Below are 20,739 nucleotides of genomic sequence, written 5' to 3' on the forward strand. Positions count from 1 at the left end.
TTCGGTGCAAATGTAGTTAAAATTCACCTACCCAAATGAAATTGATAAGTTTAATCCAGAAAAAGACTTTCTCAGCTGATTTACAGCCACTTATAAGAGCTGTTTTTTTGGTGTTTTTTTTAAGATTTCAGGGCCGATCCGAAGTGATTTGGAGAAGTTCTTTTACCTGAAGCGCATTTTTGCATCAAAAAATGACCAAAAACCAACGTCAACCCAGTGACAGCAAGGACTACTTCAATTTTCTTATCTCCACAATCATAGCCCAGGAATCGAGCAGGAGAAAAACAAAGAATAATCCAACCGCATTTAAGGCTAAAAATTTGTCAGGTGGATCTTGAAGCATTTTAGGCAAAAGCGCAATCACCAAAACCATCATTTTTACCATCCCCATTCCCAAAAAAGACATGCCCGCATAATCGGGATTGTTTTTGATGAGGTAAAGGCCCAGGAATTGCCCTGCAATAGATAGTGCTATCAACAAAAAGTAATACACGGAAATGTCTGCCAGAAAATCAAGTGTATCAAGAGCACTGACAAAACTCAATGCCCAGGCATGCACGGGAATGACCACGACAAGTGCTATTACCAATTTAATCGCGTAGCTAATCATCCCTTTTCCCATGATCGATCACTTGTTTGAGTACAATATAAAGTGCAAGAATAACAGAAGAAAGTGATAGGATCAATGTCCATAGCGCAAAATCAGACTCCGAACGGCTATCGAGCCAATTACCGAGGTAGGTTCCACCTCCAATAATCAAGGCCATTTGAATCGCCATAGAGGAATAACGCGCATAGGCATCCATCATACCCTTCTTAACCGGTTTTTTATCGTCCTCTGATTCCGTCATTTGAAAACAAAGCTACACCTTATTTTTACTTACTTTTGCCTACCGAAAATTCAATAATTTCAAGTTATGGGCGGCATTGGCATTTGGCAAGTAGTTTTAATTGTGGTAGTTCTCCTGTTGCTTTTTGGGGGTAAGAAAATCCCTGAATTGATGCGAGGACTTGGTAGCGGAATGAAGGAATTTAAAGATGCTACCCGCGAAGACGACAAAAAAATTGATGACAAAAAGGACTAAGCGGTCCTTCTAATCCATAAAATTAGGGGCATATCCCGATAACAATCGAGGTCTGCCCCTTCTTGTTTACCGACATGAATGCACCAAGATCACTTCAGGAAGTTCAAAGCCACATTAAAGAGGGAAACTACACTCTTCCCGAGCTGGTTCGTTTTTACCTGAACAACATTGAGCAAAAAGAACAACTCAACGCCTTTTTGGAAGTATGGGCTGAAGAAGCTTTGGAAAAAGCGGAGCAGATCCAGCAAAAAATGGATCAGGGTGAAGCTGGCTCTTTAGCGGGTATGGTCATGGGACTTAAGGACAACATCTGCTATGCAGGTCATAAGCTTTCGGCGTCCTCTCGTATTCTTGAAGGTTTTGAAACGTTGTATTCTGCTACCGTGGTTGAGCGGCTTGAAGCGGAAGACTGCCTTTTTATTGGTCGGTTAAATTGCGATGAATTTGCCATGGGCTCATCGAATGAAAATTCGGCCTTCGGTCCGGTAAAAAACCCACTGGACGAATCTTTGGTTCCAGGAGGCTCTTCAGGAGGTTCTGCTGTAGCTGTTGCGGCTGACATGTGCTTGGTTTCCTTAGGGTCAGACACGGGAGGATCGATTAGACAGCCGGCTTCTTTTTGTGGCATTGTCGGCATGAAACCTACTTACGGTCGTGTATCCCGTCACGGACTCATCGCTTATGCTTCTTCCATGGATCAAATTGGTCCTTTTGCCCACTCGGTAGAGGACGCTGCATTGGTGTTGGAAGTTATGGCTGGTCAAGATAGTTTTGACAACACGGCCTCTGATCAACCGGTGGACAACTATTCCAAAAGAGAAGAATCAAAAACCTATAAGATTGCCTACCTCAACGATTGCTTTTCTGCTGAAGGCATTGACGCCGAGGTCAAACAAGCTCACCTCGATCGCTTTGATCAGTTGAGAGAGCAAGGCCACACGGTGGAAGGTGTAGACTTCTCTTTGTTGGATCATTTGGTTCCTACCTATAATGTTTTATCCAATGCAGAGGCCTCCAGCAACCTGTCTCGGTTTGATGGAATGCGTTACGGGTTCCGCAGTGAAGACGCAACAGACGTTCCAACGACTTATACCAAGAGTCGATCTCAAGGATTTGGCCCTGAGGTAAAACGTCGAATCATGTTGGGAACCTTCGTGCTAAGTGCTGGGTATTACGACGCCTATTACGCTAAGGCTCAAAAGGTGCGCCGAATGATTCAAGATCGTACACTGGAAATATTAAAGGATTACGACTTCATTGTTACGCCAACGACTCCTCACACCGCATTTGCATTTGGAGCCAATTCACATGATCCGGTTGCCATGTACCTGGAGGATATTTTCACGGTGCAAGCAAACTTAGCCGGTACTCCTGGCATCTCCTTACCCTTGTTTACCCACTCCAATGGATTGCCTTTTGGAATGCAGGTAGTCACCGGAATGTTTGAGGAGAAAAAGCTCTTTGGCTTTAGCCAGACGTTGATGGAGGGTTAATTCGGACCTACCTGACCAGGTATACTTTTCCAGTCACTACACGGGTTGTATTTTTGACTTCCTCCTTGTACTCTGCCTTCCAGATGTATTGACCTAAAGGGCATCGGGTTTGATTATCGGCTCGGAGTCCATCCCACCCTTCATCGATCGAATAGGATTCAAACATCACTTCGTTCCATCGGTTATATATCGTCAGGTGAAAAGACTTTAATCCAGAATGGTAGAGTCGAAAAAAATCGTTGGCCCCATCACCATTAGGTGAAAAGGAATTGGGGTAATAGAATTCGCCTGGACATCTTTTTACCGCAATTCGTTCAGTGGCCTGGCATCCATTTTCATCGGTTAAATGAAATACATAATTTCCTGACTCCTGAATGCTGCGCCGGGCTGAGATCTGACCATCATCCCATTCCACTTCAAGCGCCTCACCGGTGAGATCAATGATCAATTCAGCATCGCAAAAAGTGGTGTCTTTGGGCAAGTTGGCGGTTGGAAGAAGATGCACATTAAGTTCCATGGAATCCCTTCCGGTTCCACAATCATTGGAAACTTCAACTCGCCAAATTCCTTCATTCTTGGCACTGATCTCATGTCGCTCGTGGCGGCCCTGCCATTTAACGGTCGCTCCCACCAAGGTAGATTCTGTCAACCCCGTTTTGAGACGAAGTTCCTCCCCTTCACAAATAAACTGATCCGGCCCAAGATCCGGTTGCGGAGTATACCGCATGCTTACAGTCTTTTGAGCCCTATAAGAACCACAAGAATTGGTCACCGTTAAGGTATAGGTTCCAGCAGCGTTGATACGAATCTTAGGCGTGACAGATCCATCACTCCATAAATAATTAGGTTGATTGGGGACAACCGCTCCAATGGAAACCCACTCCTCATTACAAAGCGTAGTATCGGGGCCTAAATTGAATTGGGGTAAATTTTCATAGGTCACGGTAAATTGATCCTGATCGTCTCCACAAGAGTTGGTGGCCCGCCCCAATAGACACCCGGAGAAGAAATGCGTAAAAAATGCCGGTTACTTCCATCGCTCCACAGATAGGCAGATTGCGGATTGGGCATTTCAACCATAATGGAATCCCCTTGGCACAATACGGTATCCGAAGGCAGCTGAACAACCGGAACCGTTAACACATCAACCTTCAACGAGTCCCTGACCTGGCCGCAAGCATTTTTCAAATCGACCCAATAAATACCATCCTTAGTTACTTCGAAGCTGCGATTTGAGCTCCCATTTTGCCAGGTATAAGTGGCCGGTGAATCGAGTACGTGTAGCAAGAAGGTATCTCCGGCACACATTACTGTATCTGGCCCCAAAGTGACCTTGGGCCTTTGCTGGACGAGGATAAAAACTGAATCGCGATGGCTTCCGCAAACGGTACTTTTCTCCAACCACTTTATCCCAGTGGTTCTCGCCAAAACCTGAGCAACTCCGCTCCACCCGTTATCCCACAGGTAAGACACCCCTTTTTCGAGAGGTTGACCAAGGATGTAATTGGAATCTGCACAAATAGTTGTGTCTGGCCCGAGCGTAAAATCAGGAACCCTTCTTAGCTCTACATAAATAGAATCTCTTTTTACCCCACATTGGTTAACCGTCTCCACCCATACCAATCCGCTGGTATCCATTTCGAAAATGGGCAATGAACTGCTATCGGACCAAAGGTAGGTTGCCCCCGTATCCGAAACCGTGAGCCGCAAAGTATCTCCTTCACAAACCACTGTGTCTTTGCCCAAATCAATCGTTCGAAGGAATAGACTATCTACCACAATGGTGTCTGTGGAACTACCACAATGATTGCTGGCCACCACCCAATGGGATCCGGTGGTATCAACGGTGTAAAAATGAGTAGTGCTGCTATCCTTCCAAAGTAAATCGTACTTCACGGCTTGAGTAACCCTAGCCTCAACCGAATCCCAAATACAAATCATGGTATCACCTGGCAAGGAAACAATCGGTATACGATCTACCAGAACCGAATCGACCAAAGTATCGGTCACTACCACGCCAAAATTATCGGTGGAATAGGTGTAGGTGGTGACCAAAAACTTGCCGTGCGTGGTAAACTTATGGCTATCTAAATATTGCCTGGAATAGTTGGATGCCCCAGAAGCAGGATCTCCGTAATTGAATAAAACTGAATCAAGTCCTGACGTGTCTTCCAAGGCTATTTTCACATACTGGCCATCACAGGCATCCTCCACCAGAAGTTTTGGGTTGAGCAAAAAGGTTTGAACAAAATTGGGCAAGCCAAAAGCACAGTTGGATCCGGCGGTTAGATTCAAACCATTTTTTGAAAAATTACAGGATGAGCCAAGTGAATTGGGACTATCAATTACAGACAAAAAGGTTTGGCCTAAATTGGACATGTAAATCTTTTTGTCTGGTGCCAATTGCATTTGAGCCCCAATGCCGGTCGTTACCGAATGCGTATCAACGGTATATCTGGAGGCCAAGATCGCGGTAGAAGTGGTTTGGGTTAAATCGAACTGGTAAACCTGACCCCAAGTACTCACATAAAGCACCTTGGAATTAGCGGAAAAGGCTACTCCATAGATTAAATTGTAGTCGACCAAGCTGGACACGTTTAGCAGAGAAGTTGCCGCACCGGAGCTTGCGTTAAAACTATATAAGTAAAGGCTTTGATAGGCACCAACGGCTGCGCAAACGAACTTACCATTGGGGGAAAACTTCATGCAACCGTAATGCCCAACCGACCCTGAAGCTCCACCTGAAGTGGAGGATACAACCGGCGTAGCTGCAACCCCGGAGCTGGAAACCAAATAGGCATTCAAAGACCAGGTGTTTTCATTTTGAACCATCAACCAATAATCCCTCCCATTGGCGTGGGCAACAGCGCTCATTTTATCCGATACCGGAAAATTGGTCAAAGAGGTGTTCTTCGTAGCAAGGACCACATCACCCAATCCATTATTAAGCGCCATATCCACCACCGAATACTTAGCCCCTACTGCGGGAGTAGTTGGCACCGTAAACAGGTAATACTTGTTCGGCTGACTTACAAAAGGAACCACTACAGCAGACTGAGAAGATGACGAATGCCCCAACAGGCCAAATCCATTCGTCATCTGAGCATGGTTACGGTTCCAAACCGTGGATCCATTGGAATAGAACAGAAGAGCCCGGTATTTCGATGAGCGATGGATGCGCAGCCTTCCGTTGCCACCATACCTCCATTAGCATAAGGAGTGGGTGATCCGGAATTGAAATCTAAGCCAACCTTATTTCCAAAATACCACCAATTGGCCTCTTTTTGGGCAAATAGAAAAGCCGGCAGGCAAAATAGAAGCACGAGCCACAAGCTCCTTAAGGGCAAAATGCCCGACCCTTTCCATCTTTTAAATTGCACGGTTTTCTTTTGAAATGATTCAAATTCAAACTTCCCCAAAAAATGACAGAAGGGCTGTCCAAATACAAAGCGGGACCGGTCAATTACAAAAGAGTAAAATGCGTTTTGGATTAAAAACCTGCGAGTCTCACGAGATCATTTGCGCCCAAAAAAGGCCCATTATCTCTAAAAGTGACAACGGAAAATGACAAAGAATTGGCCTAAATGCGGTAATTCAGGCTTTTAAATCACCTGATCTTAGAAATGTTAGAAGGAAAAACAACCCAATGTGGAGCTTAGTTTTAGGCTTAACCAAGAACAATAATACCCTCGTTATCAAGGATATAAATAAAAAAAGCGAGATCCGTTTTCGAATCTCGCTTCTCATTCTGTATTTCGCTCCTCCTCTTGGGCTCGAACCAAGGACCCTCTGATTAACAGTCAGATGCTCTAACCAACTGAGCTAAGGAGGAATTAGCGGACGGCAAAAGTAACACAAAATTGAAACTTTGCAACCTTTTTTTAAAAAAAGACCAGATCGTTTTTCAGGTGCATTTCTCAAATATATTTGCACCGAATTTTGGCTTATGAAAAAGTACGATGTATACGGCGTAGGTAACGCCTTGATTGATTTGGTTTTTGAAGTAGATCAGAGCTTTTTGGATTCCCATGGAGTGGAAAAAGGATTGATGACTTTGGTGGATGAAGACCGCCAGAAAAAATTGATTGATGCGATCCATATCGAAGATCACATGATGACGGGTGGTGGATCTGCAGCCAATACTATCGTAGCCACAAGCCAGTTTGGTGGAGATTGCTACTACTCTTGTAAAGTAGCTAAAGATCGTTTTGGAAGTGCCTTCCTCAAAGATTTGGGCGAGAATGGAGTTGACACAAAGCTTACTTCAGAAACAGCTCCTGAAGGGGTTACTGGAAAGTGTTTGGTTATGGTGACTCCTGATGCGGAGCGTACCATGAATACTTTCTTGGGAATTACCTCCGATTTGTCGGAAGCTGAAATCGATGCTGAAGCCATCAAAAATTCCACCTACATCTACTGTGAAGGTTACTTGGTTCCCTCCGAATCTGGCCGAAATGCCATCCTTGAAGCTAAGAAAGTAGCCGAAGAAAATGGTGTAAAAACCGCTTTGACTTTTTCCGATCCAAGTATGGTAAAATACTTCCGCAACGAAATGGTTGAGGTAGTAGGCGAGTCTGTTGATTTGTTGTTCTGCAACGAAGAAGAGGCCATGCTCTACACGGAAAAAGAAACCATTGAAGAAGCTCGTGAAGAACTCAAAAAAGTAGCCAAGCGTTTCGCCATTACCCAAGGAAAAAATGGAGCTATGATTTTCGATGGCGACACCTTTATCGACATTGAGCCTTACCCTGTTGATGCAGTAGACAGCAACGGTGCTGGTGATATGTTTGCTGGAGCCTTCCTTTATGGAATCACACACGGACACAGTTTCGCTGAAGCCGGAAAAATTGCAAGTTTGGCCTCATCTAAAATCGTTTCGCAATTTGGCCCACGTCTCAAATGGCACCAAGCCAAAGAGATTCTGAATCACTTGTTTGAAACTCCCTGATCGTTTCGCTGATTATTCGGCATAGCCGAGGAAGCTACTTTCGAAAATCGTTTACGGGTTCGATGGGATGACCAACTAATCCCCATCAACATAAGGTGTCCACTCTGACTTTTTCGTGGTTCGTCTTTTTGCTGATACTCGACTTCCCAAAAGTAAACGCCACTGGTGCATTTCTTACCCTGGAACTCTCCTGTCCATGTGGGCACGGCATGAGCTGAACTGTAGACTTCGAGCCCCCATCGATTGTACATCGTAAACCGGAAATACTCCACCTCACAATCATGAACCGGTTTGAATAGATCGTTGTACCCATCTCCATTCGGAGTAAATACATTGGGAAATAAAACCTCACAGCGGCACTCGTCTTCAACAAGAAGGGTGTCAATAGCCTGGCCGCAGGGCCCAGAAGCAGTTAGGGTATAAACTCCGGGAGCATTTATAGTTCGTTGTGGCTCTTTCCACCCATCGTGCCATTCGTAAGTAAACAGGGTATCCTGGCGATAGGGCTGAAGTACCAATTCATCTCTGCACATCAGGGTATCAGGTCCTAAAACTACGGTAGTAGCAGGGAGGCTATCGACCTCAAGGGTATCGTAGCCAAAGCAACCGTCAATTTCAATTTTTCCATAGTAAGTACCAGCCCTATGCGCCGCTGTTACTGAATTCATTTGATCATCCAGGATGGTAACTGAATGAGCTGATTGGTTTAAGGTAAGGGTGTCACCAAAGCAAATGACGGTGTCTGGCCCCAAGAAATCCTGCGGAACATCAACGATCTCAATGGTTCGATAAAGCGTATCCCTAACCACTACCCCGCCATAGGTATAATAAACAATTGCGGCAATGTCGAAGCGACCGGAAGCACTGTATAAATGAGCGTTCTTTACATCATTGGAGAAATTGTTCTGGCTATTGGGATCACCGAAGTTGAAGTGAACGGAGTCGACTTGTTCGAGGCTGCCCGCCAATTCTACGAGCGTTGGCTGGCCTAAGCAGTAGTCTTCAGCCTCAATCCTTGGATCAGGGCAAAAAAACGTGCACAAAAAATTGGGAAGCCCCAGGGAATTGTTTACATCTGTGTTTCCTGGTAAGGACAGTCCATTGGGATCCAGATTACAGCCCACTCCCCTGACGTTCGGATCGTGAAGAATTCCCAGCACGTTGGCACCACCGTAGACGAAATAGATTTTACCGTCGGACCCTCGCTGCATTCCACGAATACTCTCCAACATCGGATCCGTAATATCCATGGCCGATAGGGAAAAGGCTGCGGATGTGGTAGAGGTAGCTGAATATTGTAAAATCTTGGTTTTGGTTTGATCGTTTCTGACCTCAACCCCTACATAAAGCAAGTCTCCATCTTCTGAAAACTCAATTCCATACGTACGTACACGATGCGTCCCAATCGTGATTTTATGGGATCTCGCATTGCTAAACTGTCCGGTAAAGGCATCAAAGTCCATTAGAATGACGGTTCCACCTTCAAAAGCTGTAGCAATTTTATCTCCGCAACCACTAAACTTGAAAGCGCCCACATAATCCACGTTTCCTGTAGGAATAGGACCAATTCGAGACACTACCGGAACTGGATTTACTCCGGCTGAGGTAACCTCATAGGACAGATATACATTGGTTGGGCGTCCATTTTCCTGGTACTTGTGCACTACCACCCAATAGCCATTCCTTCCTTTCATCTTCACAGCAGCAATCCGTTCGGCAATCGTATCGGCTAAACTGATATTCTTGGAAGTCGGGATAACGTCACCCAATCCTCCTCTTAAAGACAGGTCCACCTCCGTATATGAAAATCCGACCGACCGAACATAGGCGTGGTAATCGTTGTGAAAAACGTAAAACTTATTGGAATTTCCGGGGTTTGGAACAATGATGGATTGCGTACAGGACATATTTCCTAAAAGTCCCTTTCCATTAGGCATGGTATCGTGATTGGCGTCAAAGACGTAGCGGCCATCGGTGTAAAACAGCAGGTTGCCGTTTCTATCAGACAGGGTAGCATTGGCTTCGTAAGCATACATCTCTCCATCGCTCAAAACCTCGGGCAAGCCATTCGTTATCTTGTTGAAGTTGAGTCCTGCATGTTTTCCAAAGTACCAGTAATTGGTTTCTTTTTGGGCCAAAAGCTGCAAGCCGGTAATGGCCATAAAGAGCATTAAAGTCCATTTTATCAGGTGGGAGTCAGCAAGCATGGAAGTCTTTTTCATGGGCCCTTGGTTTTAGATTCGCGCAGCCGAGCGAATTGAACGGTTACTTTGACTACCACAACAATTTTTGGAATCGCGTTAGGCCAAGCCAAGGAGGTCCGCTTCAGAACCAAGATGGAGCTCGAGCTGGGGATCCATTTTGCGGCTTTTTATTACCTCAATTTCGTGTAACTCTGAGCCTGTATATTCCATCCAGTTAATGGGTTTTTAATAAGGATGGCATTTCTTACTTTTGCACAAGTTAAAATCTGCATAGTATTTGCTGCAAAATAGAATAGAGCCTGTATGAGTTTATACGTTGAATATCTGAAGGAAATTGAAGAAAGAAAGGGGCAAGGACTTCACCCAAAACCAATTGATGGATCCGAATTGCTCGCTGAAGTTATTGAGCAAATAAAAGACCTCAATAATGAACACCGAAAAGACTCTCTTAATTTCTTTATATACAATGTATTACCTGGCACCACAAGTGCTGCTGGTGTAAAAGCCAAGTTCCTCAAGGAAATTATTCTGGGGCAGTGTTCAGTAGAAGAAATGAGTGCTGAATTTGCATTTGAGCAGTTGTCTCACATGAAAGGGGGACCTTCTATCGAGGTGCTTTTGGACTTAGCCCTGGATCACGAAGGACAAGTTGCACAAGAAGCTGCCAAGGTTCTAAAAACTCAAGTTTTCCTCTACGAAGCAGATACAGAGCGATTGGAAAATGCGTTCAACAACGGAAGCCAAATTGCTCGAGAAATCATCGAAAGTTACGCTCAGGCAGAATTCTTTACCAATCTCCCGGAGTTGGAGGAAGAAATTCAAGTAGTGACCTACGTTGCGGGTATTGGTGATATTTCTACCGATTTACTCTCCCCAGGAAGTGATGCTCACTCCAGATCGGACCGTGAGCTTCATGGGCAGTGTATGTTTGAACATGATAAGAAGCGTCAGAATGAACTTCTCGCCCTTCAGGAACAACATCCGGATAAGCGAGTAATGCTCATTGCTGAAAAAGGAACCATGGGAGTTGGATCTTCACGAATGTCGGGCGTGAATAACGTGGCACTTTGGATTGGAAAACAAGCAAGCCCTTATGTGCCTTTTATCAACATTGCTCCCATCGTTGCGGGAACCAATGGCATATCACCTATCTTCTTGACAACAGTGGGTGTAACCGGAGGAATTGGACTTGACCTAAAAAACTGGGTTAAGAAATATGACGCGGATGGTAATCTTGTAGTGGACGAAGAGGGTGAACCCGTATTGGAACAAGCCTACTCCATTGACACCGGTACCGTGCTAACCATTAACACCAAAACCAAAAAGCTTTACTCAGGAGATCAAGAACTAAAAGATATTTCTGCCGCATTTACGCCGCAAAAAATGGAATTCATGAAGGCGGGAGGTTCTTATGCCATCGTATTTGGTAAGAAGCTTCAGACTTTTGCTGCCAAGGCCCTTGGAATCGATGTGCCTCCAGTATTTGCTCCCTCTAAAGAGATTTCTCATGAAGGCCAAGGTCTAACGGCTGTAGAAAAGATTTTCAATAGAAACGCCGTTGGAAACACTCCTGGCAAAATTTTACACTCAGGTTCTGATGTACGCGTAGAAGTAAATATCGTCGGCTCTCAGGATACCACTGGCTTGATGACTTCTCAGGAGTTGGAATCAATGGCCGCAACGGTGATTTCTCCCATCGTAGATGGTGCTTATCAATCGGGTTGTCATACGGCCTCTGTTTGGGACTTTAAAGCCCAGAAAAACATTCCTAAGCTCATGAAGTTTATGAATGATTTTGGCCTCATTACCGCTCGTGATCCAAAGGGTGAATACCATGCGATGACCGATGTAATTCACAAGGTACTTAATGACATTACGGTAGATGATTGGTCGATTATCATTGGTGGAGATTCTCACACCCGTATGTCAAAAGGTGTTGCCTTTGGAGCTGACTCCGGAACAGTCGCTCTGGCTCTGGCAACGGGAGAAGCTTCTATGCCCATTCCGGAATCCGTTAAGGTGACCTTTAAAGGGCAAATGAAAGATTACATGGACTTCCGCGACGTTGTTCATGCTACTCAAGCTCAAATGCTGAAGAAATTTGGTGGAGAGAACGTATTCCAGGGTCGAGTAATCGAAGTACACATCGGAACACTTCCGGCAGATCAAGCCTTTACGTTTACGGACTGGACTGCAGAAATGAAAGCCAAGGCTTCTATCTGTATCTCCCAAGACGACACGTTGATCGAATCGCTCGAGATTGCCAAGAGTCGAATTCAAATCATGATCGACAAGGGCATGGACAACGACCGAAAAGTTCTTCAAGGCCTCATTGATAAGGCCAACGAAAGAATTGACGAAATCCAATCAGGTAAAAAGCCGGCTCTAACTCCAGACGAAAGCGCCAAGTACTTTGCTGAATTTGAGGTTGACCTCGATGCCATTGCTCAACCGATGATCGCAGATCCGGACGTGCACAATGAAGACGTTTCTAAGCGCTACACCCACGATACCATTAGAACTCTTTCCTATTATGGCGGAGAAAAGAATGTGGATCTGGGCTTTGTTGGTTCTTGTATGGTTCACAAAGGTGATCTCAAAATTGTAGCCCAAATGTTGAGAAACCTGGAGAAAATGAATGGTGCTGTTGAATTCAATGCTCCGCTGGTAGTTGCCGCTCCTACTTACAACATCATTGATGAGTTGAAGGAAGAGGGAGATTGGGAATTACTGGAAAAATACTCCGGATTTGAGTTTGACGATAACGCTCCAAAAACCGCAGCTCGTACGGAATATGAAAATATGATGTACCTCGAGCGTCCTGGATGTAACCTTTGTATGGGTAACCAGGAAAAAGCGGAAAAAGGGGATACGGTTATGGCTACTTCTACCCGCCTATTCCAGGGACGTGTGGTTGCGGATTCTGATCGTAAGAAAGGAGAATCGCTACTTGCCTCTACTCCCGTAGTCGTATTATCAGCTATTCTTGGACGAACTCCAACAATGGAAGAATATGAAGCGGCCGTAGAAGGAATCAAGTTGACGAAATTTGCTCCTCCCCTAAAAAAGTTGAGTTCTAACTCATCTCCAGGGCACTTGTTGTCGTACTAATTTGAGGCTCGAGCTCTTTTCTGGATCGAATTCGTAGCCTCGGGAGGTTAGCTGGAATTAAGTCCGTTTTTTTGACAACGGAACAATGCGGTAAATTACCTTTTATCAGTCGCAATCCTCGCCAATCTCACAGGAAGCTCCATCGGCTTTGACGGCTGTTTTCTCTTGCTGTTTTAATTCGGTGAGCGCCTTGCGCATGGCATCAAGTTGAAAGTACCCAGAAGCCAATAATTGCTTTTGGCCATTGGCTTCAAGAATAAGGGCGGGAAAGCCATTGACCACTCCCTGGATGCTTTGAAACTCGGCATAGGTGGCCTTTAGGTTCTCTTCACTCAGCCATTGAGATTTGAACTCTTTAGGGTCTATGTCAAACTTTTCCAGGATGGGCAGATAGGTCTCGAACTCGTTTAAACGCATCCCCCGATCAAAAAGAGCCAATTGAACTTCTTTGGCAAATTCAAATACATGATCCGGGGCCAACTTTTTGGACAACACAATGGCTGCGCTGGGCTCTAAACTACTCATCACGTAGTCGGAGTCTTTGATCAAACTCTTGTACTCATTGGATACAATGATGCCCGTGTAAGATTCAAACCGGGGCAAGTGAGATTGAATGTAACTGCTTATTTGAGAACCCGCCGTTGGAGCTTGATTGCCCAACCACATACCGCCATTGATGAATTCAAAGTCATAATCCCCCTGAAACTCTTGGTAAATGGAGGCCATATTAAATCCATTTCCATAACACCATCCGCATTGTGCGTCCATAACATAAATCAACTTCATTTTGGTTTCCTCCTTTTTCTGAGCAAAAGCCCCAATGGTGCTAAGCACGGAATACAATACCATTCCCCAAGCTATAACCACTGTTTTAATCGACATAAATTCTATTCTGGTTCAATTCGCTAACAAAAGTCTAATTTTACCGACTACGATACAAGTACATACCTTATTGTAGGGTACCTACTTTGAGGTGTGAAATAAGCAATATAAAGGTTTCAGAAATGCAAAAAAATGATAACAGCCTACATCCCTGTCCTGTTGGTCGTTCAATCAAGGTGCTGGGAGGTAAATGGCGATTGCGTATTATCAATGAAGTGGGATTGGAAAAAAGGCGCTTTGGAGAACTAAAACGGCTCATTCCTGACATCAGCGAAAAAATGCTAATTCAAGAGTTGAAAACCTTGGTGGAATACGACATCCTAAACAAAAAATCTTATCCTCAAATTCCGCCCAAAGTGGAATACTTCCTCACGGAAAAAGGACGCTTGGCCTTACCTGTAATCGAAAGCTTTAAAAAGTTTGGAGAAGAGGCGCTATAAACCGCAAGAATCGGGTTTTGAAAAAGGGGGTTCTTGATGAACTTTGTTCTTTGTCAAAACCAGTAGGAAGATGAAAACGGATAACCCATATCACTACGATAAGATTGCGGAAGCGATTCAGTATTTAGATGATCATTTTCAAGAGCAACCCTCGTTGGATCAGCTGGCTGAACAATTAAACCTTAGCCCGTTTCACCTTCAGCGCCTGTTTAAAGACTGGGTAGGGGTTACACCAAAAAAGTACCTGCAGTTTTTAAGCGTAAGCTACGCAAAAAGCAAGCTGAAGAAAAGTGATGCAACCTTGTTTGATACGGCCCTTGACACCGGACTATCTGGTACAGGCCGGTTGCACGATCTGTTTATCAATCTCGAAGGAATGACTCCCGGTGAGTACAAAAATGGTGGGGAGCATTTATCCATAAACTACCGCTACGACGAAACCCCGTTTGGTAATATTCTCGTAGCTTCTACCCAAAAGGGTATTTGTTATCTGGCTTTTATTGAGAACAACGAAACCGGCCTGGCGGAGTTAAAAAAACAGTTTCCCAATGCCCAATACCAGTCTCAGGAGGACGAGTTGCAACGAGAAGTATTGGCTGTATTTCACAACGATTGGGACGAATTGAAGGAAATCAAATTGCACCTCAAGGGTTCTGAATTTCAGCTCAAAGTTTGGGAAGCACTTCTTAGCATCCCCTCCGGAAAACTGGCCACCTATGGTGAAATTGCTCAAAAAATAGAGCAACCCAAAGCCTCTCGTGCTGTGGGCACGGCCATTGGCAGCAATCCCATTGCCTACCTGGTGCCTTGTCATAGGGTCATCCAATCTTCTGGAAAGACAGGTGGCTATCGCTGGAATCCTATCCGAAAGAAGGCTATTCTGGGCTGGGAAGCGGCAAAAACGGATTCCTAAAAATGCTTTTTGATGATCCCATAGATAGTAGCACCAATCATTTGCCCTATGACGGTACGGTTCATTATTGGGGGCAGGTGTTCTCTGAACAGGATGCCAGGCAATACTTGGATCTGCTGCTGGAAAACATCGCCTGGAAAAACGATGAAGCCATCATTTTTGGAAAGCACATCGTTACTAAACGTAAAGTGGCCTGGTATGCTGATGAGCCCTTTGAGTATACCTATTCAAAAATTCACCGGACCGCCCTCCCCTGGACATCTTTGTTACTGGAATTGAAGCAACAAGTGGAAGCTAAAACACAGCAGGTTTACAATTCCTGTTTATTAAATCTCTACCACAACGGTCAGGAAGGAATGGCCTGGCATAGCGACGATGAGCGAGACCTACAAACTCACGGTTCCATTGCTTCTTTATCCTTTGGTGCGAAACGAAAATTTGCTCTTAAGCACCGAAAAACGAAATTCAAAAAAGTATTTGAGCTCAACAGCGGCGACTTACTGGAAATGAAGGATGAAACCCAAAGCCATTGGGTGCATAACCTTCCCACGACCAAACGAGTGCACGATCCAAGGATCAACCTGACGTTTAGGCAAATGATTCGATAATTTAGAAAGGTCACTTTCTTTCCTACCGTCCGAACCACCTGGACTGCGGAGCTCCATATTCGATGGAAAAACTATATTGTAACACGCCACAACAAGGATTTAGAAGATCGCTCAAGGGTGTATGAACAAGCATAAAACCATAACAGACCTATTGACGTCACTAAACGTAGCTGATTATCAGGTATTCGACAGCTTTCACATTCTTAAGTTTAAGGACCATTTAGACCGCCTTTCACTTCAAACCGTTTCCCGGCAGTGCGACTTCTTCCTACTCTACTTTTCCAACCATTATGATGCCGACATTCATGTGGACGACACCTTTTTCTCAGCCAAGGACAAAACACTGATTTCCTTTTTGGCTCCCTTGCAAACCTTATCCGTAGACGTAAAGAAGGTGGACCCTATATCAAGTGGTTACATGGTGGCCTTTGAGGCCAGTTTTTTTCAAACCGGCCGGTCCAATTTCGATATTCAGCAATCCTTCCCCTTTTTTAACCCCCATTTTTCTCCGGTCTACTTTCTGGAGAAGGGGGAAAACGTGTTTTCAGATTTGTTGCAACAAATTCACTCCCTCTTTAAAGAGCCCACCGCTGAGAACCGGGAAATCATTCGATCGTACTTAAACATTTTGCTTTTTGAAGCTCGAAAAGCCTTTTTGGAAGGATCTATAAAAACAACGCTTTCCACCCGGTCTCAACAAATTGCGTTTTCCTTTGAAAACCTGATCAAGCAACATTCTCGTGAAAGGCAGCCCCTGGAATTCTATGCGCAAAAGTTGAACCTAAGCACGGTGTACTTATCGGAATGCGTAAAAAAGGCTACCGACAAAACCGCCAAGCAAATTCTAAAAGAGTATGTTCTGCTGGACGCCTCTACCCTTCTGTTGCAAACAACAGATACCATAGACCATATCTCGGATACTTTAGGGTTTAGCGCTACTTCCAATTTCATCAATTTTTTCAAAAAGGAAAGTGGTTTTACGCCCTCCCGATATAGGATCGAGCAAGGACCTAAGTTTTCATAATTTTTACCCGGTTTTTAGTACCCCATCCCGGTTACGTCCATGGCAATTTTGCAGTGTTGAACAATTGCATCATGGAAAGAAACTTAACAAAAGAAACCCGACATTTAGTTATAGCCTTTTTAAGTGTTAGTGCCCTCCTCTTTGGAGAATTGCTGGAGCAGGTCGTTTTTGTACCGAATTGGTTAATTGGAAATGTGGATGAAAATATGGAGCACTTCCGAAAATTCAAACACACCACCGATCCGGGTATGTTTTACTTCCCGCTCACCATTGTGGCCGTTGTTTCCCACCTCCTTTTGATGCGGGCCAAAGCGAATCTTACTGCCTTGCAGAAGCAACATGTTAAGTGGTCGCTGATCCTATTTATGATCGTATTTGCAGTAACCATTTATGTCATTGTATTTATCAATGTACCGGTGATCGATCAAGGAACTTTGACTGGAGAAGCTCAAAAATTCCAATTGGAGATCTGGGCCGTTTTGAATATGATTCGAATCATTCTTCCAGCCATTGGGCTCTACAAGCTGGCTCAACTGTTTAGCCTAAAAACAAGTGAATAATTCGAACCTTATCGTTCGAGTGCGCACCTTCTTATTCTCATTCCCATTATCTCCTTATCATGAAAAGAACTTCAATCCTTTTAGCCCTTGTTATCTCTTTAGCTGCTTGCCAGGATAGTGAAAAACCGAAAAAGTCATCGGTTAGATTGGGCCCGGATACCGGATCACCATCCGAAGAAATACATCCGGGCTATGAGATATATCTGGACAACTGTTCGGTTTGTCATGGAAAAGAAGGAGATGCCGGACGAGGGGTGCAGCCAACTTGCAAACCACCCAGCTCGATAGCCTTGGTCTACATCAGGTGATCAAAAATGGTCGTAATTCTATGCCTCCTTATGGCGGCCAGCTTAAAGATGAAGAGATTGGTCAAATCATTAGTTTCTTTAACTCTTTCAAGAATGGCTAACCCGGTTTAATACCGGTTCTATTCCATTAAATCAACCTCCATTAGTCCCGATTGATAATAGTTTCACGGTGCTTTTGCCCCCAATTATATAGCGCCTTTATCACCTCGCTACAGGTCTTCCCATATTCCGTGATGGAATAGGTTATGGTCACGGGCCTGGTATCTGTCACTTCCCGCTTGACCAGTAAGTTCATTTCGAGGTCTTTTAATTCTTTGGAAAGCATCTTAGGGGTTATTCCTATAACCGTGTCTTTAAGCTGCTTGAAGCCACACTCTTCATAGTAGATCAAAGCACTTATGATTTGAATCTTCCACTTTCCTTGGAACACATCCAGCGCGTCTCTAACTGGCATCAACTTACTTAAACACTCATCTGGAGTCTTGCCCATAGCAATTCCTTTTACGACCGAGTATACTCAAGTATACCGGTATATTTTATATATCCAGTAGCAAATATATACCAATCAATCTAAATTTGCTTTTCCATTCGATTAAAACGAATAATTCATTGAAAATGAAAAGAGTTAAACATATAGTCAAAACCCCGGATTCGGCTTTCGCAGACTTAAAAGACTATCCTTTTGAGCCACATTATATGGAATTAACCGGCGGTGTCCATATGCATTATGTAGAAGAGGGAAAGGGCAATCCAAAATCCTTGTTTCTGTTTCACGGACAACCTTCCTGGAGCTATCTGTACCGACATATGATTCCAACCCTGGTTCGGCAAGGGTTTCATGTAATTGCTCCTGATCTCATCGGTTTTGGAAAATCCGATAAACCGGTTTCTCCGGATGACCATACCTTCTATAACCACGTGAAGTGGATGAGCGATTTTGTACAGAAGATGGGAATCAAAAATGCCCAAGCCTTTATGCAAGATTGGGGGGCATGATTGGGCTACGGGTATTAGCTAACAACCCAGACTGGCTGGACCGGCTCATTGTAGCCAATACGGCCTTGGCAGAAATAAAGGGCATCGGTAAGTTGGTCTTTCCCAAGGTGATGAAACTTATGCTTACGACCAGTGGCAAGCCATCTGTTGAAAAATTTGCCGGCAAGCAAAACTTTGGAAACTGGGGTGGATATTTCGCCCGAGCCGAACACCTGGAAATTGGCAAAATCATGCAAGTATTAACCACCCGGGAATTGGACCCTGAGGAAATGGATGCCTATGACGCTCCCTTCCCGAGTGAAAAATTCGTGGCAGGCCCGAGAACCATGCCCCAGATAATTGCCACGGATTTAACCCAAATCAATGAGGATTGGAAAAAATTGAAACGATGGAACAAGCCTGTTCTAACTCTTTTCAGCGACAAAGATCCTTTTTTAGCCGGTAAAGGCTACGATAAGCAACTGCAACGGAACTTCAGCGGTGCAGCGGACCAACCTCACATTACCATCGAAAATGCCTCTCATTTTTTGCAGGAGGACCAACCCGAAGATTTAGTTAAAAACATCACTAATTGGATTAAATAAAACTCGAACACATGAGAATAGCAGTGATAGGAGGGCCGGGAACGGTCGGTTCAGGAATTGTCAATTTGCTTCAGCAAAGCCATGAAATCATAAGTATCGGAAAAACGAGGGGTGACCATCAGGTTGACCTGCTCAATACCCAAAGCATCGAGCAGCTTTTTGAAGGCCTGGGCCCGATCGACGGGATAATCTCCACCATTGGAGATGGTCCAATGGCTCCACTATTGGAGTTAAATGCAGCGGATTTTCAAAACGCCTTTGCCTCAAAAGTGATTGCCAACTTTAACCTGATAAAAGTGGCCGTAAAATCACTGGTTCCTAACGGATTTATCATTCTGACTTCCGGCATTGCCAGTATGAACCCCATTCCTCATGCATCCACCCTATCGGTGGCCTGTGCCGGTATCGAAGCATTTGTTCGATCTGCTGCTCTGGAAGAAACTGGAGGAATTCGCATTAATGCCGTAAGTCCGGCCTTTGTTAAGGAAACGATGGAATTATTTGGAATGGACAGTAGTTCGGGAATTTCCTCAGCCGATACCGCACTGGCCTATAAATACCTGATCGACAACGAAGCCAACGGAAGCATTATCAACGTACCCGAATTTTTAGCACAAATCAAAGAATCATGAAAAAGACTGAAATAGGCGAAAACTTTCCCTTTGAATCCAAATTTCTGGAAGTAAAAGGGAGTCGAATGCACTACATAGACGAAGGGCAGGGAAATCCCATTTTGTTTATCCACGGCAATCCCACCTCATCCTACATATGGCGCAACATTATCCCTTATGTCACGGAAGACTCCAGGGCAATTGCAGTGGATCTGATCGGCTTCGGAAAATCGGATAAACCCGCAATTGATTATGGCTTTACTGATTCCTATGCCTACCTGGAAGCCTTTATTGAAAAGCTGGGACTCAAGGATATCATCCTGGTGGTTCAGGATTGGGGGTCGGGGCTCGGATTTCACTATGCCAATACACACCGGGAGAACATTAGAGGAATTGCTTTTATGGAAGCCATGTATGAACAAAAGGATTGGAATAAACTGACTCCATCGTTGAAAATGGCCTTTACCATGATTCAATCTAAACCTTTGAGCTGGCTTATGCTCGGAGTAGGAAACCAATTCATCAAAAAAATGCTTCCTGATGGTATTGTTAGAAAGCTTAGTCCTCAGGAAATGGAAACTTATGCAGCTCCTTTTAAAACTCTAAAAAGTCGCAAGCCTTCCTATGTTTTTCCTCGGGATGTTCCCATCAAAAACAAACCAGCACATACAGCAGAGGCGGTCAACAACTACAATTATTGGCTCCAGGAAACGCCAATACCGAAATTGATGTTTTACGCAGATCCTGGAATGCTGATCCCAATAGAGGAAGTTCCGTGGATAGAAAAAAACTTTCCGAACCTCACTTCTATTAAACTGGGTAAGGGTATTCACTTCGTTCAGGAAGACCACCCACATACCATTGGAGCTGGATTAAAAAAGTGGATCAAATCCCTTGTTCAATCCAAGCTCTGAATCTTAAGGGAAACATTGCCTTCACCCTTTTTTATTTTTAGTTTGGCTTGGTTAAACA

Annotated in this window: 23 protein-coding genes and 1 tRNA gene; 15 read left to right on the top strand and 9 right to left on the bottom strand. The window is 44.4% G+C overall.

Annotation, left to right across the window (positions count from 1 at the left end):
* Nucleotides 1–229: 229 nt before the first annotated feature.
* On the bottom strand, nucleotides 230–622 hold the full coding sequence (locus KFE98_06420) for a hypothetical protein (GenBank protein ID UTW63772.1): 393 nt from the start codon (nucleotides 620–622) through the stop codon (nucleotides 230–232).
* Nucleotides 603–806, bottom strand: a complete 204-nt coding sequence (locus KFE98_06425; GenBank protein ID UTW64655.1) for an AtpZ/AtpI family protein — start codon at nucleotides 804–806, stop codon at nucleotides 603–605. Before KFE98_06425 ends, KFE98_06420 begins: the two co-directional genes overlap by 20 nt.
* 111 nt (nucleotides 807–917) lie before the next feature.
* Here KFE98_06425 and KFE98_06430 point away from each other — a divergent pair, with 111 nt between their 5' ends.
* The gene (locus tag KFE98_06430; GenBank protein ID UTW63773.1) at nucleotides 918–1,085 is read left to right on the top strand and encodes a twin-arginine translocase TatA/TatE family subunit; all 168 of its coding nucleotides are present in this window, start codon (nucleotides 918–920) and stop codon (nucleotides 1,083–1,085) included.
* A gap of 74 nt (nucleotides 1,086–1,159) precedes the next feature.
* Nucleotides 1,160–2,578 (top strand): Asp-tRNA(Asn)/Glu-tRNA(Gln) amidotransferase subunit GatA, encoded by a 1,419-nt coding sequence (gene gatA, locus KFE98_06435; GenBank protein ID UTW63774.1) that lies wholly within the window; start codon nucleotides 1,160–1,162, stop codon nucleotides 2,576–2,578.
* 7 nt (nucleotides 2,579–2,585) lie between these two features.
* Here gatA and KFE98_06440 read toward each other — a convergent pair whose 3' ends face one another.
* The 4 genes from KFE98_06440 to KFE98_06455 form a co-directional block, all read right to left on the bottom strand.
* On the bottom strand, nucleotides 2,586–3,569 hold the full coding sequence (locus KFE98_06440) for a gliding motility-associated C-terminal domain-containing protein (protein ID UTW63775.1): 984 nt from the start codon (nucleotides 3,567–3,569) through the stop codon (nucleotides 2,586–2,588).
* The gene (locus tag KFE98_06445; protein UTW63776.1) at nucleotides 3,518–5,677 is read right to left on the bottom strand and encodes a hypothetical protein; all 2,160 of its coding nucleotides are present in this window, start codon (nucleotides 5,675–5,677) and stop codon (nucleotides 3,518–3,520) included. Before KFE98_06445 ends, KFE98_06440 begins: the two co-directional genes overlap by 52 nt.
* Entirely contained in the window at nucleotides 5,674–5,958 is a 285-nt protein-coding gene (locus tag KFE98_06450; protein UTW63777.1) for a hypothetical protein, read from the bottom strand. Before KFE98_06450 ends, KFE98_06445 begins: the two co-directional genes overlap by 4 nt.
* A 378-nt stretch (nucleotides 5,959–6,336) precedes the next feature.
* Nucleotides 6,337–6,410: transfer RNA gene (locus KFE98_06455), tRNA-Asn, on the bottom strand.
* Nucleotides 6,411–6,524: 114 nt separating this feature from the next.
* On the opposite strand from KFE98_06455, the gene KFE98_06460 reads away from it, so the two are divergent.
* Entirely contained in the window at nucleotides 6,525–7,526 is a 1,002-nt protein-coding gene (locus tag KFE98_06460) for an adenosine kinase (protein UTW63778.1), read from the top strand.
* Here the strand turns inward: KFE98_06460 and KFE98_06465 are convergent.
* The gene (locus KFE98_06465) at nucleotides 7,505–9,748 is read right to left on the bottom strand and encodes a gliding motility-associated C-terminal domain-containing protein (GenBank protein UTW63779.1); all 2,244 of its coding nucleotides are present in this window, start codon (nucleotides 9,746–9,748) and stop codon (nucleotides 7,505–7,507) included. The genes KFE98_06460 and KFE98_06465 overlap by 22 nt on opposite strands.
* Before the next feature lie 285 nt (nucleotides 9,749–10,033).
* Here KFE98_06465 and KFE98_06470 point away from each other — a divergent pair, with 285 nt between their 5' ends.
* Nucleotides 10,034–12,841: a bifunctional aconitate hydratase 2/2-methylisocitrate dehydratase gene (locus KFE98_06470; GenBank protein UTW63780.1), complete on the top strand. Its 2,808-nt coding sequence runs from the start codon at nucleotides 10,034–10,036 to the stop codon at nucleotides 12,839–12,841.
* A 105-nt stretch (nucleotides 12,842–12,946) separates the two neighbouring features.
* Here the strand turns inward: KFE98_06470 and KFE98_06475 are convergent, their stop codons facing one another.
* Entirely contained in the window at nucleotides 12,947–13,723 is a 777-nt protein-coding gene (locus KFE98_06475) for a DsbA family protein (protein ID UTW63781.1), read from the bottom strand.
* Between the two features lie 122 nt (nucleotides 13,724–13,845).
* On the opposite strand from KFE98_06475, the gene KFE98_06480 reads away from it, so the two are divergent.
* The 7 genes from KFE98_06480 (at nucleotide 13,846) to KFE98_06510 (ending at nucleotide 17,677) form a co-directional block, all read left to right on the top strand.
* Entirely contained in the window at nucleotides 13,846–14,163 is a 318-nt protein-coding gene (locus tag KFE98_06480; GenBank protein ID UTW63782.1) for a helix-turn-helix transcriptional regulator, read from the top strand.
* A gap of 70 nt (nucleotides 14,164–14,233) precedes the next feature.
* Nucleotides 14,234–15,076: a methylated-DNA--[protein]-cysteine S-methyltransferase gene (locus KFE98_06485; protein ID UTW63783.1), complete on the top strand. Its 843-nt coding sequence runs from the start codon at nucleotides 14,234–14,236 to the stop codon at nucleotides 15,074–15,076.
* A gap of 2 nt (nucleotides 15,077–15,078) precedes the next feature.
* Entirely contained in the window at nucleotides 15,079–15,684 is a 606-nt protein-coding gene (locus tag KFE98_06490; GenBank protein UTW63784.1) for an alpha-ketoglutarate-dependent dioxygenase AlkB, read from the top strand.
* A gap of 121 nt (nucleotides 15,685–15,805) precedes the next feature.
* A complete protein-coding gene (locus KFE98_06495; protein UTW63785.1) occupies nucleotides 15,806–16,708 on the top strand; it encodes an AraC family transcriptional regulator in 903 nt (300 codons plus the stop codon).
* A gap of 71 nt (nucleotides 16,709–16,779) precedes the next feature.
* Nucleotides 16,780–17,268: a DUF1772 domain-containing protein gene (locus KFE98_06500; protein ID UTW63786.1), complete on the top strand. Its 489-nt coding sequence runs from the start codon at nucleotides 16,780–16,782 to the stop codon at nucleotides 17,266–17,268.
* A gap of 59 nt (nucleotides 17,269–17,327) precedes the next feature.
* Nucleotides 17,328–17,576, top strand: a complete 249-nt coding sequence (locus KFE98_06505; GenBank protein UTW64769.1) for a hypothetical protein — start codon at nucleotides 17,328–17,330, stop codon at nucleotides 17,574–17,576.
* Nucleotides 17,534–17,677: a cytochrome c gene (locus KFE98_06510; protein ID UTW63787.1), complete on the top strand. Its 144-nt coding sequence runs from the start codon at nucleotides 17,534–17,536 to the stop codon at nucleotides 17,675–17,677. Before KFE98_06505 ends, KFE98_06510 begins: the two co-directional genes overlap by 43 nt.
* Before the next feature lie 41 nt (nucleotides 17,678–17,718).
* On the opposite strand, the gene KFE98_06515 is transcribed toward KFE98_06510, so the two are convergent.
* Nucleotides 17,719–18,066 (bottom strand): helix-turn-helix transcriptional regulator, encoded by a 348-nt coding sequence (locus tag KFE98_06515; GenBank protein UTW63788.1) that lies wholly within the window; start codon nucleotides 18,064–18,066, stop codon nucleotides 17,719–17,721.
* A gap of 125 nt (nucleotides 18,067–18,191) precedes the next feature.
* Between KFE98_06515 and KFE98_06520 the strand changes: the two genes are divergently transcribed.
* Genes KFE98_06520 through KFE98_06535 form a run of 4 tightly spaced genes read left to right on the top strand, consistent with a single transcriptional unit; the run spans nucleotide 18,192 to nucleotide 20,681 of the window.
* Nucleotides 18,192–18,572, top strand: a complete 381-nt coding sequence (locus KFE98_06520) for an alpha/beta fold hydrolase (GenBank protein ID UTW63789.1) — start codon at nucleotides 18,192–18,194, stop codon at nucleotides 18,570–18,572.
* A complete protein-coding gene (locus KFE98_06525; GenBank protein UTW63790.1) occupies nucleotides 18,569–19,156 on the top strand; it encodes a hypothetical protein in 588 nt (195 codons plus the stop codon). Before KFE98_06520 ends, KFE98_06525 begins: the two co-directional genes overlap by 4 nt.
* Before the next feature lie 11 nt (nucleotides 19,157–19,167).
* Nucleotides 19,168–19,788, top strand: coding sequence for a short chain dehydrogenase (locus KFE98_06530; protein UTW63791.1), 621 nt, complete (start codon nucleotides 19,168–19,170; stop codon nucleotides 19,786–19,788).
* Nucleotides 19,785–20,681, top strand: coding sequence for a haloalkane dehalogenase (locus tag KFE98_06535; GenBank protein ID UTW63792.1), 897 nt, complete (start codon nucleotides 19,785–19,787; stop codon nucleotides 20,679–20,681). Before KFE98_06530 ends, KFE98_06535 begins: the two co-directional genes overlap by 4 nt.
* Nucleotides 20,682–20,739 lie beyond the last annotated feature (58 nt).

The sequence above is a fragment of the bacterium SCSIO 12741 genome (assembly GCA_024398055.1).
Lineage (GTDB): Bacteria > Bacteroidota > Bacteroidia > Flavobacteriales_G > Salibacteraceae > SCSIO-12741.

Coding starts and splice junctions, on each gene's coding strand:
- KFE98_06425 (UTW64655.1), bottom strand. CDS start 806: ATGGATGCCTATGCGCGTTATTCCTCTATGGCGATTCAAATGGCCTTG.
- KFE98_06470 (UTW63780.1), top strand. CDS start 10,034: ATGAGTTTATACGTTGAATATCTGAAGGAAATTGAAGAAAGAAAGGGG.
- KFE98_06475 (UTW63781.1), bottom strand. CDS start 13,723: ATGTCGATTAAAACAGTGGTTATAGCTTGGGGAATGGTATTGTATTCC.
- KFE98_06525 (UTW63790.1), top strand. CDS start 18,569: ATGATTGGGCTACGGGTATTAGCTAACAACCCAGACTGGCTGGACCGG.
- KFE98_06535 (UTW63792.1), top strand. CDS start 19,785: ATGAAAAAGACTGAAATAGGCGAAAACTTTCCCTTTGAATCCAAATTT.
- KFE98_06445 (UTW63776.1), bottom strand. CDS start 5,677: ATGACGAATGGATTTGGCCTGTTGGGGCATTCGTCATCTTCTCAGTCT.
- KFE98_06520 (UTW63789.1), top strand. CDS start 18,192: ATGAAAAGAGTTAAACATATAGTCAAAACCCCGGATTCGGCTTTCGCA.
- KFE98_06515 (UTW63788.1), bottom strand. CDS start 18,066: ATGGGCAAGACTCCAGATGAGTGTTTAAGTAAGTTGATGCCAGTTAGA.
- KFE98_06485 (UTW63783.1), top strand. CDS start 14,234: ATGAAAACGGATAACCCATATCACTACGATAAGATTGCGGAAGCGATT.
- KFE98_06490 (UTW63784.1), top strand. CDS start 15,079: ATGCTTTTTGATGATCCCATAGATAGTAGCACCAATCATTTGCCCTAT.
- KFE98_06495 (UTW63785.1), top strand. CDS start 15,806: ATGAACAAGCATAAAACCATAACAGACCTATTGACGTCACTAAACGTA.
- KFE98_06500 (UTW63786.1), top strand. CDS start 16,780: ATGGAAAGAAACTTAACAAAAGAAACCCGACATTTAGTTATAGCCTTT.
- KFE98_06505 (UTW64769.1), top strand. CDS start 17,328: ATGAAAAGAACTTCAATCCTTTTAGCCCTTGTTATCTCTTTAGCTGCT.
- gatA (UTW63774.1), top strand. CDS start 1,160: ATGAATGCACCAAGATCACTTCAGGAAGTTCAAAGCCACATTAAAGAG.
- KFE98_06420 (UTW63772.1), bottom strand. CDS start 622: ATGGGAAAAGGGATGATTAGCTACGCGATTAAATTGGTAATAGCACTT.
- KFE98_06480 (UTW63782.1), top strand. CDS start 13,846: ATGCAAAAAAATGATAACAGCCTACATCCCTGTCCTGTTGGTCGTTCA.
- KFE98_06460 (UTW63778.1), top strand. CDS start 6,525: ATGAAAAAGTACGATGTATACGGCGTAGGTAACGCCTTGATTGATTTG.
- KFE98_06530 (UTW63791.1), top strand. CDS start 19,168: ATGAGAATAGCAGTGATAGGAGGGCCGGGAACGGTCGGTTCAGGAATT.
- KFE98_06430 (UTW63773.1), top strand. CDS start 918: ATGGGCGGCATTGGCATTTGGCAAGTAGTTTTAATTGTGGTAGTTCTC.
- KFE98_06465 (UTW63779.1), bottom strand. CDS start 9,748: ATGAAAAAGACTTCCATGCTTGCTGACTCCCACCTGATAAAATGGACT.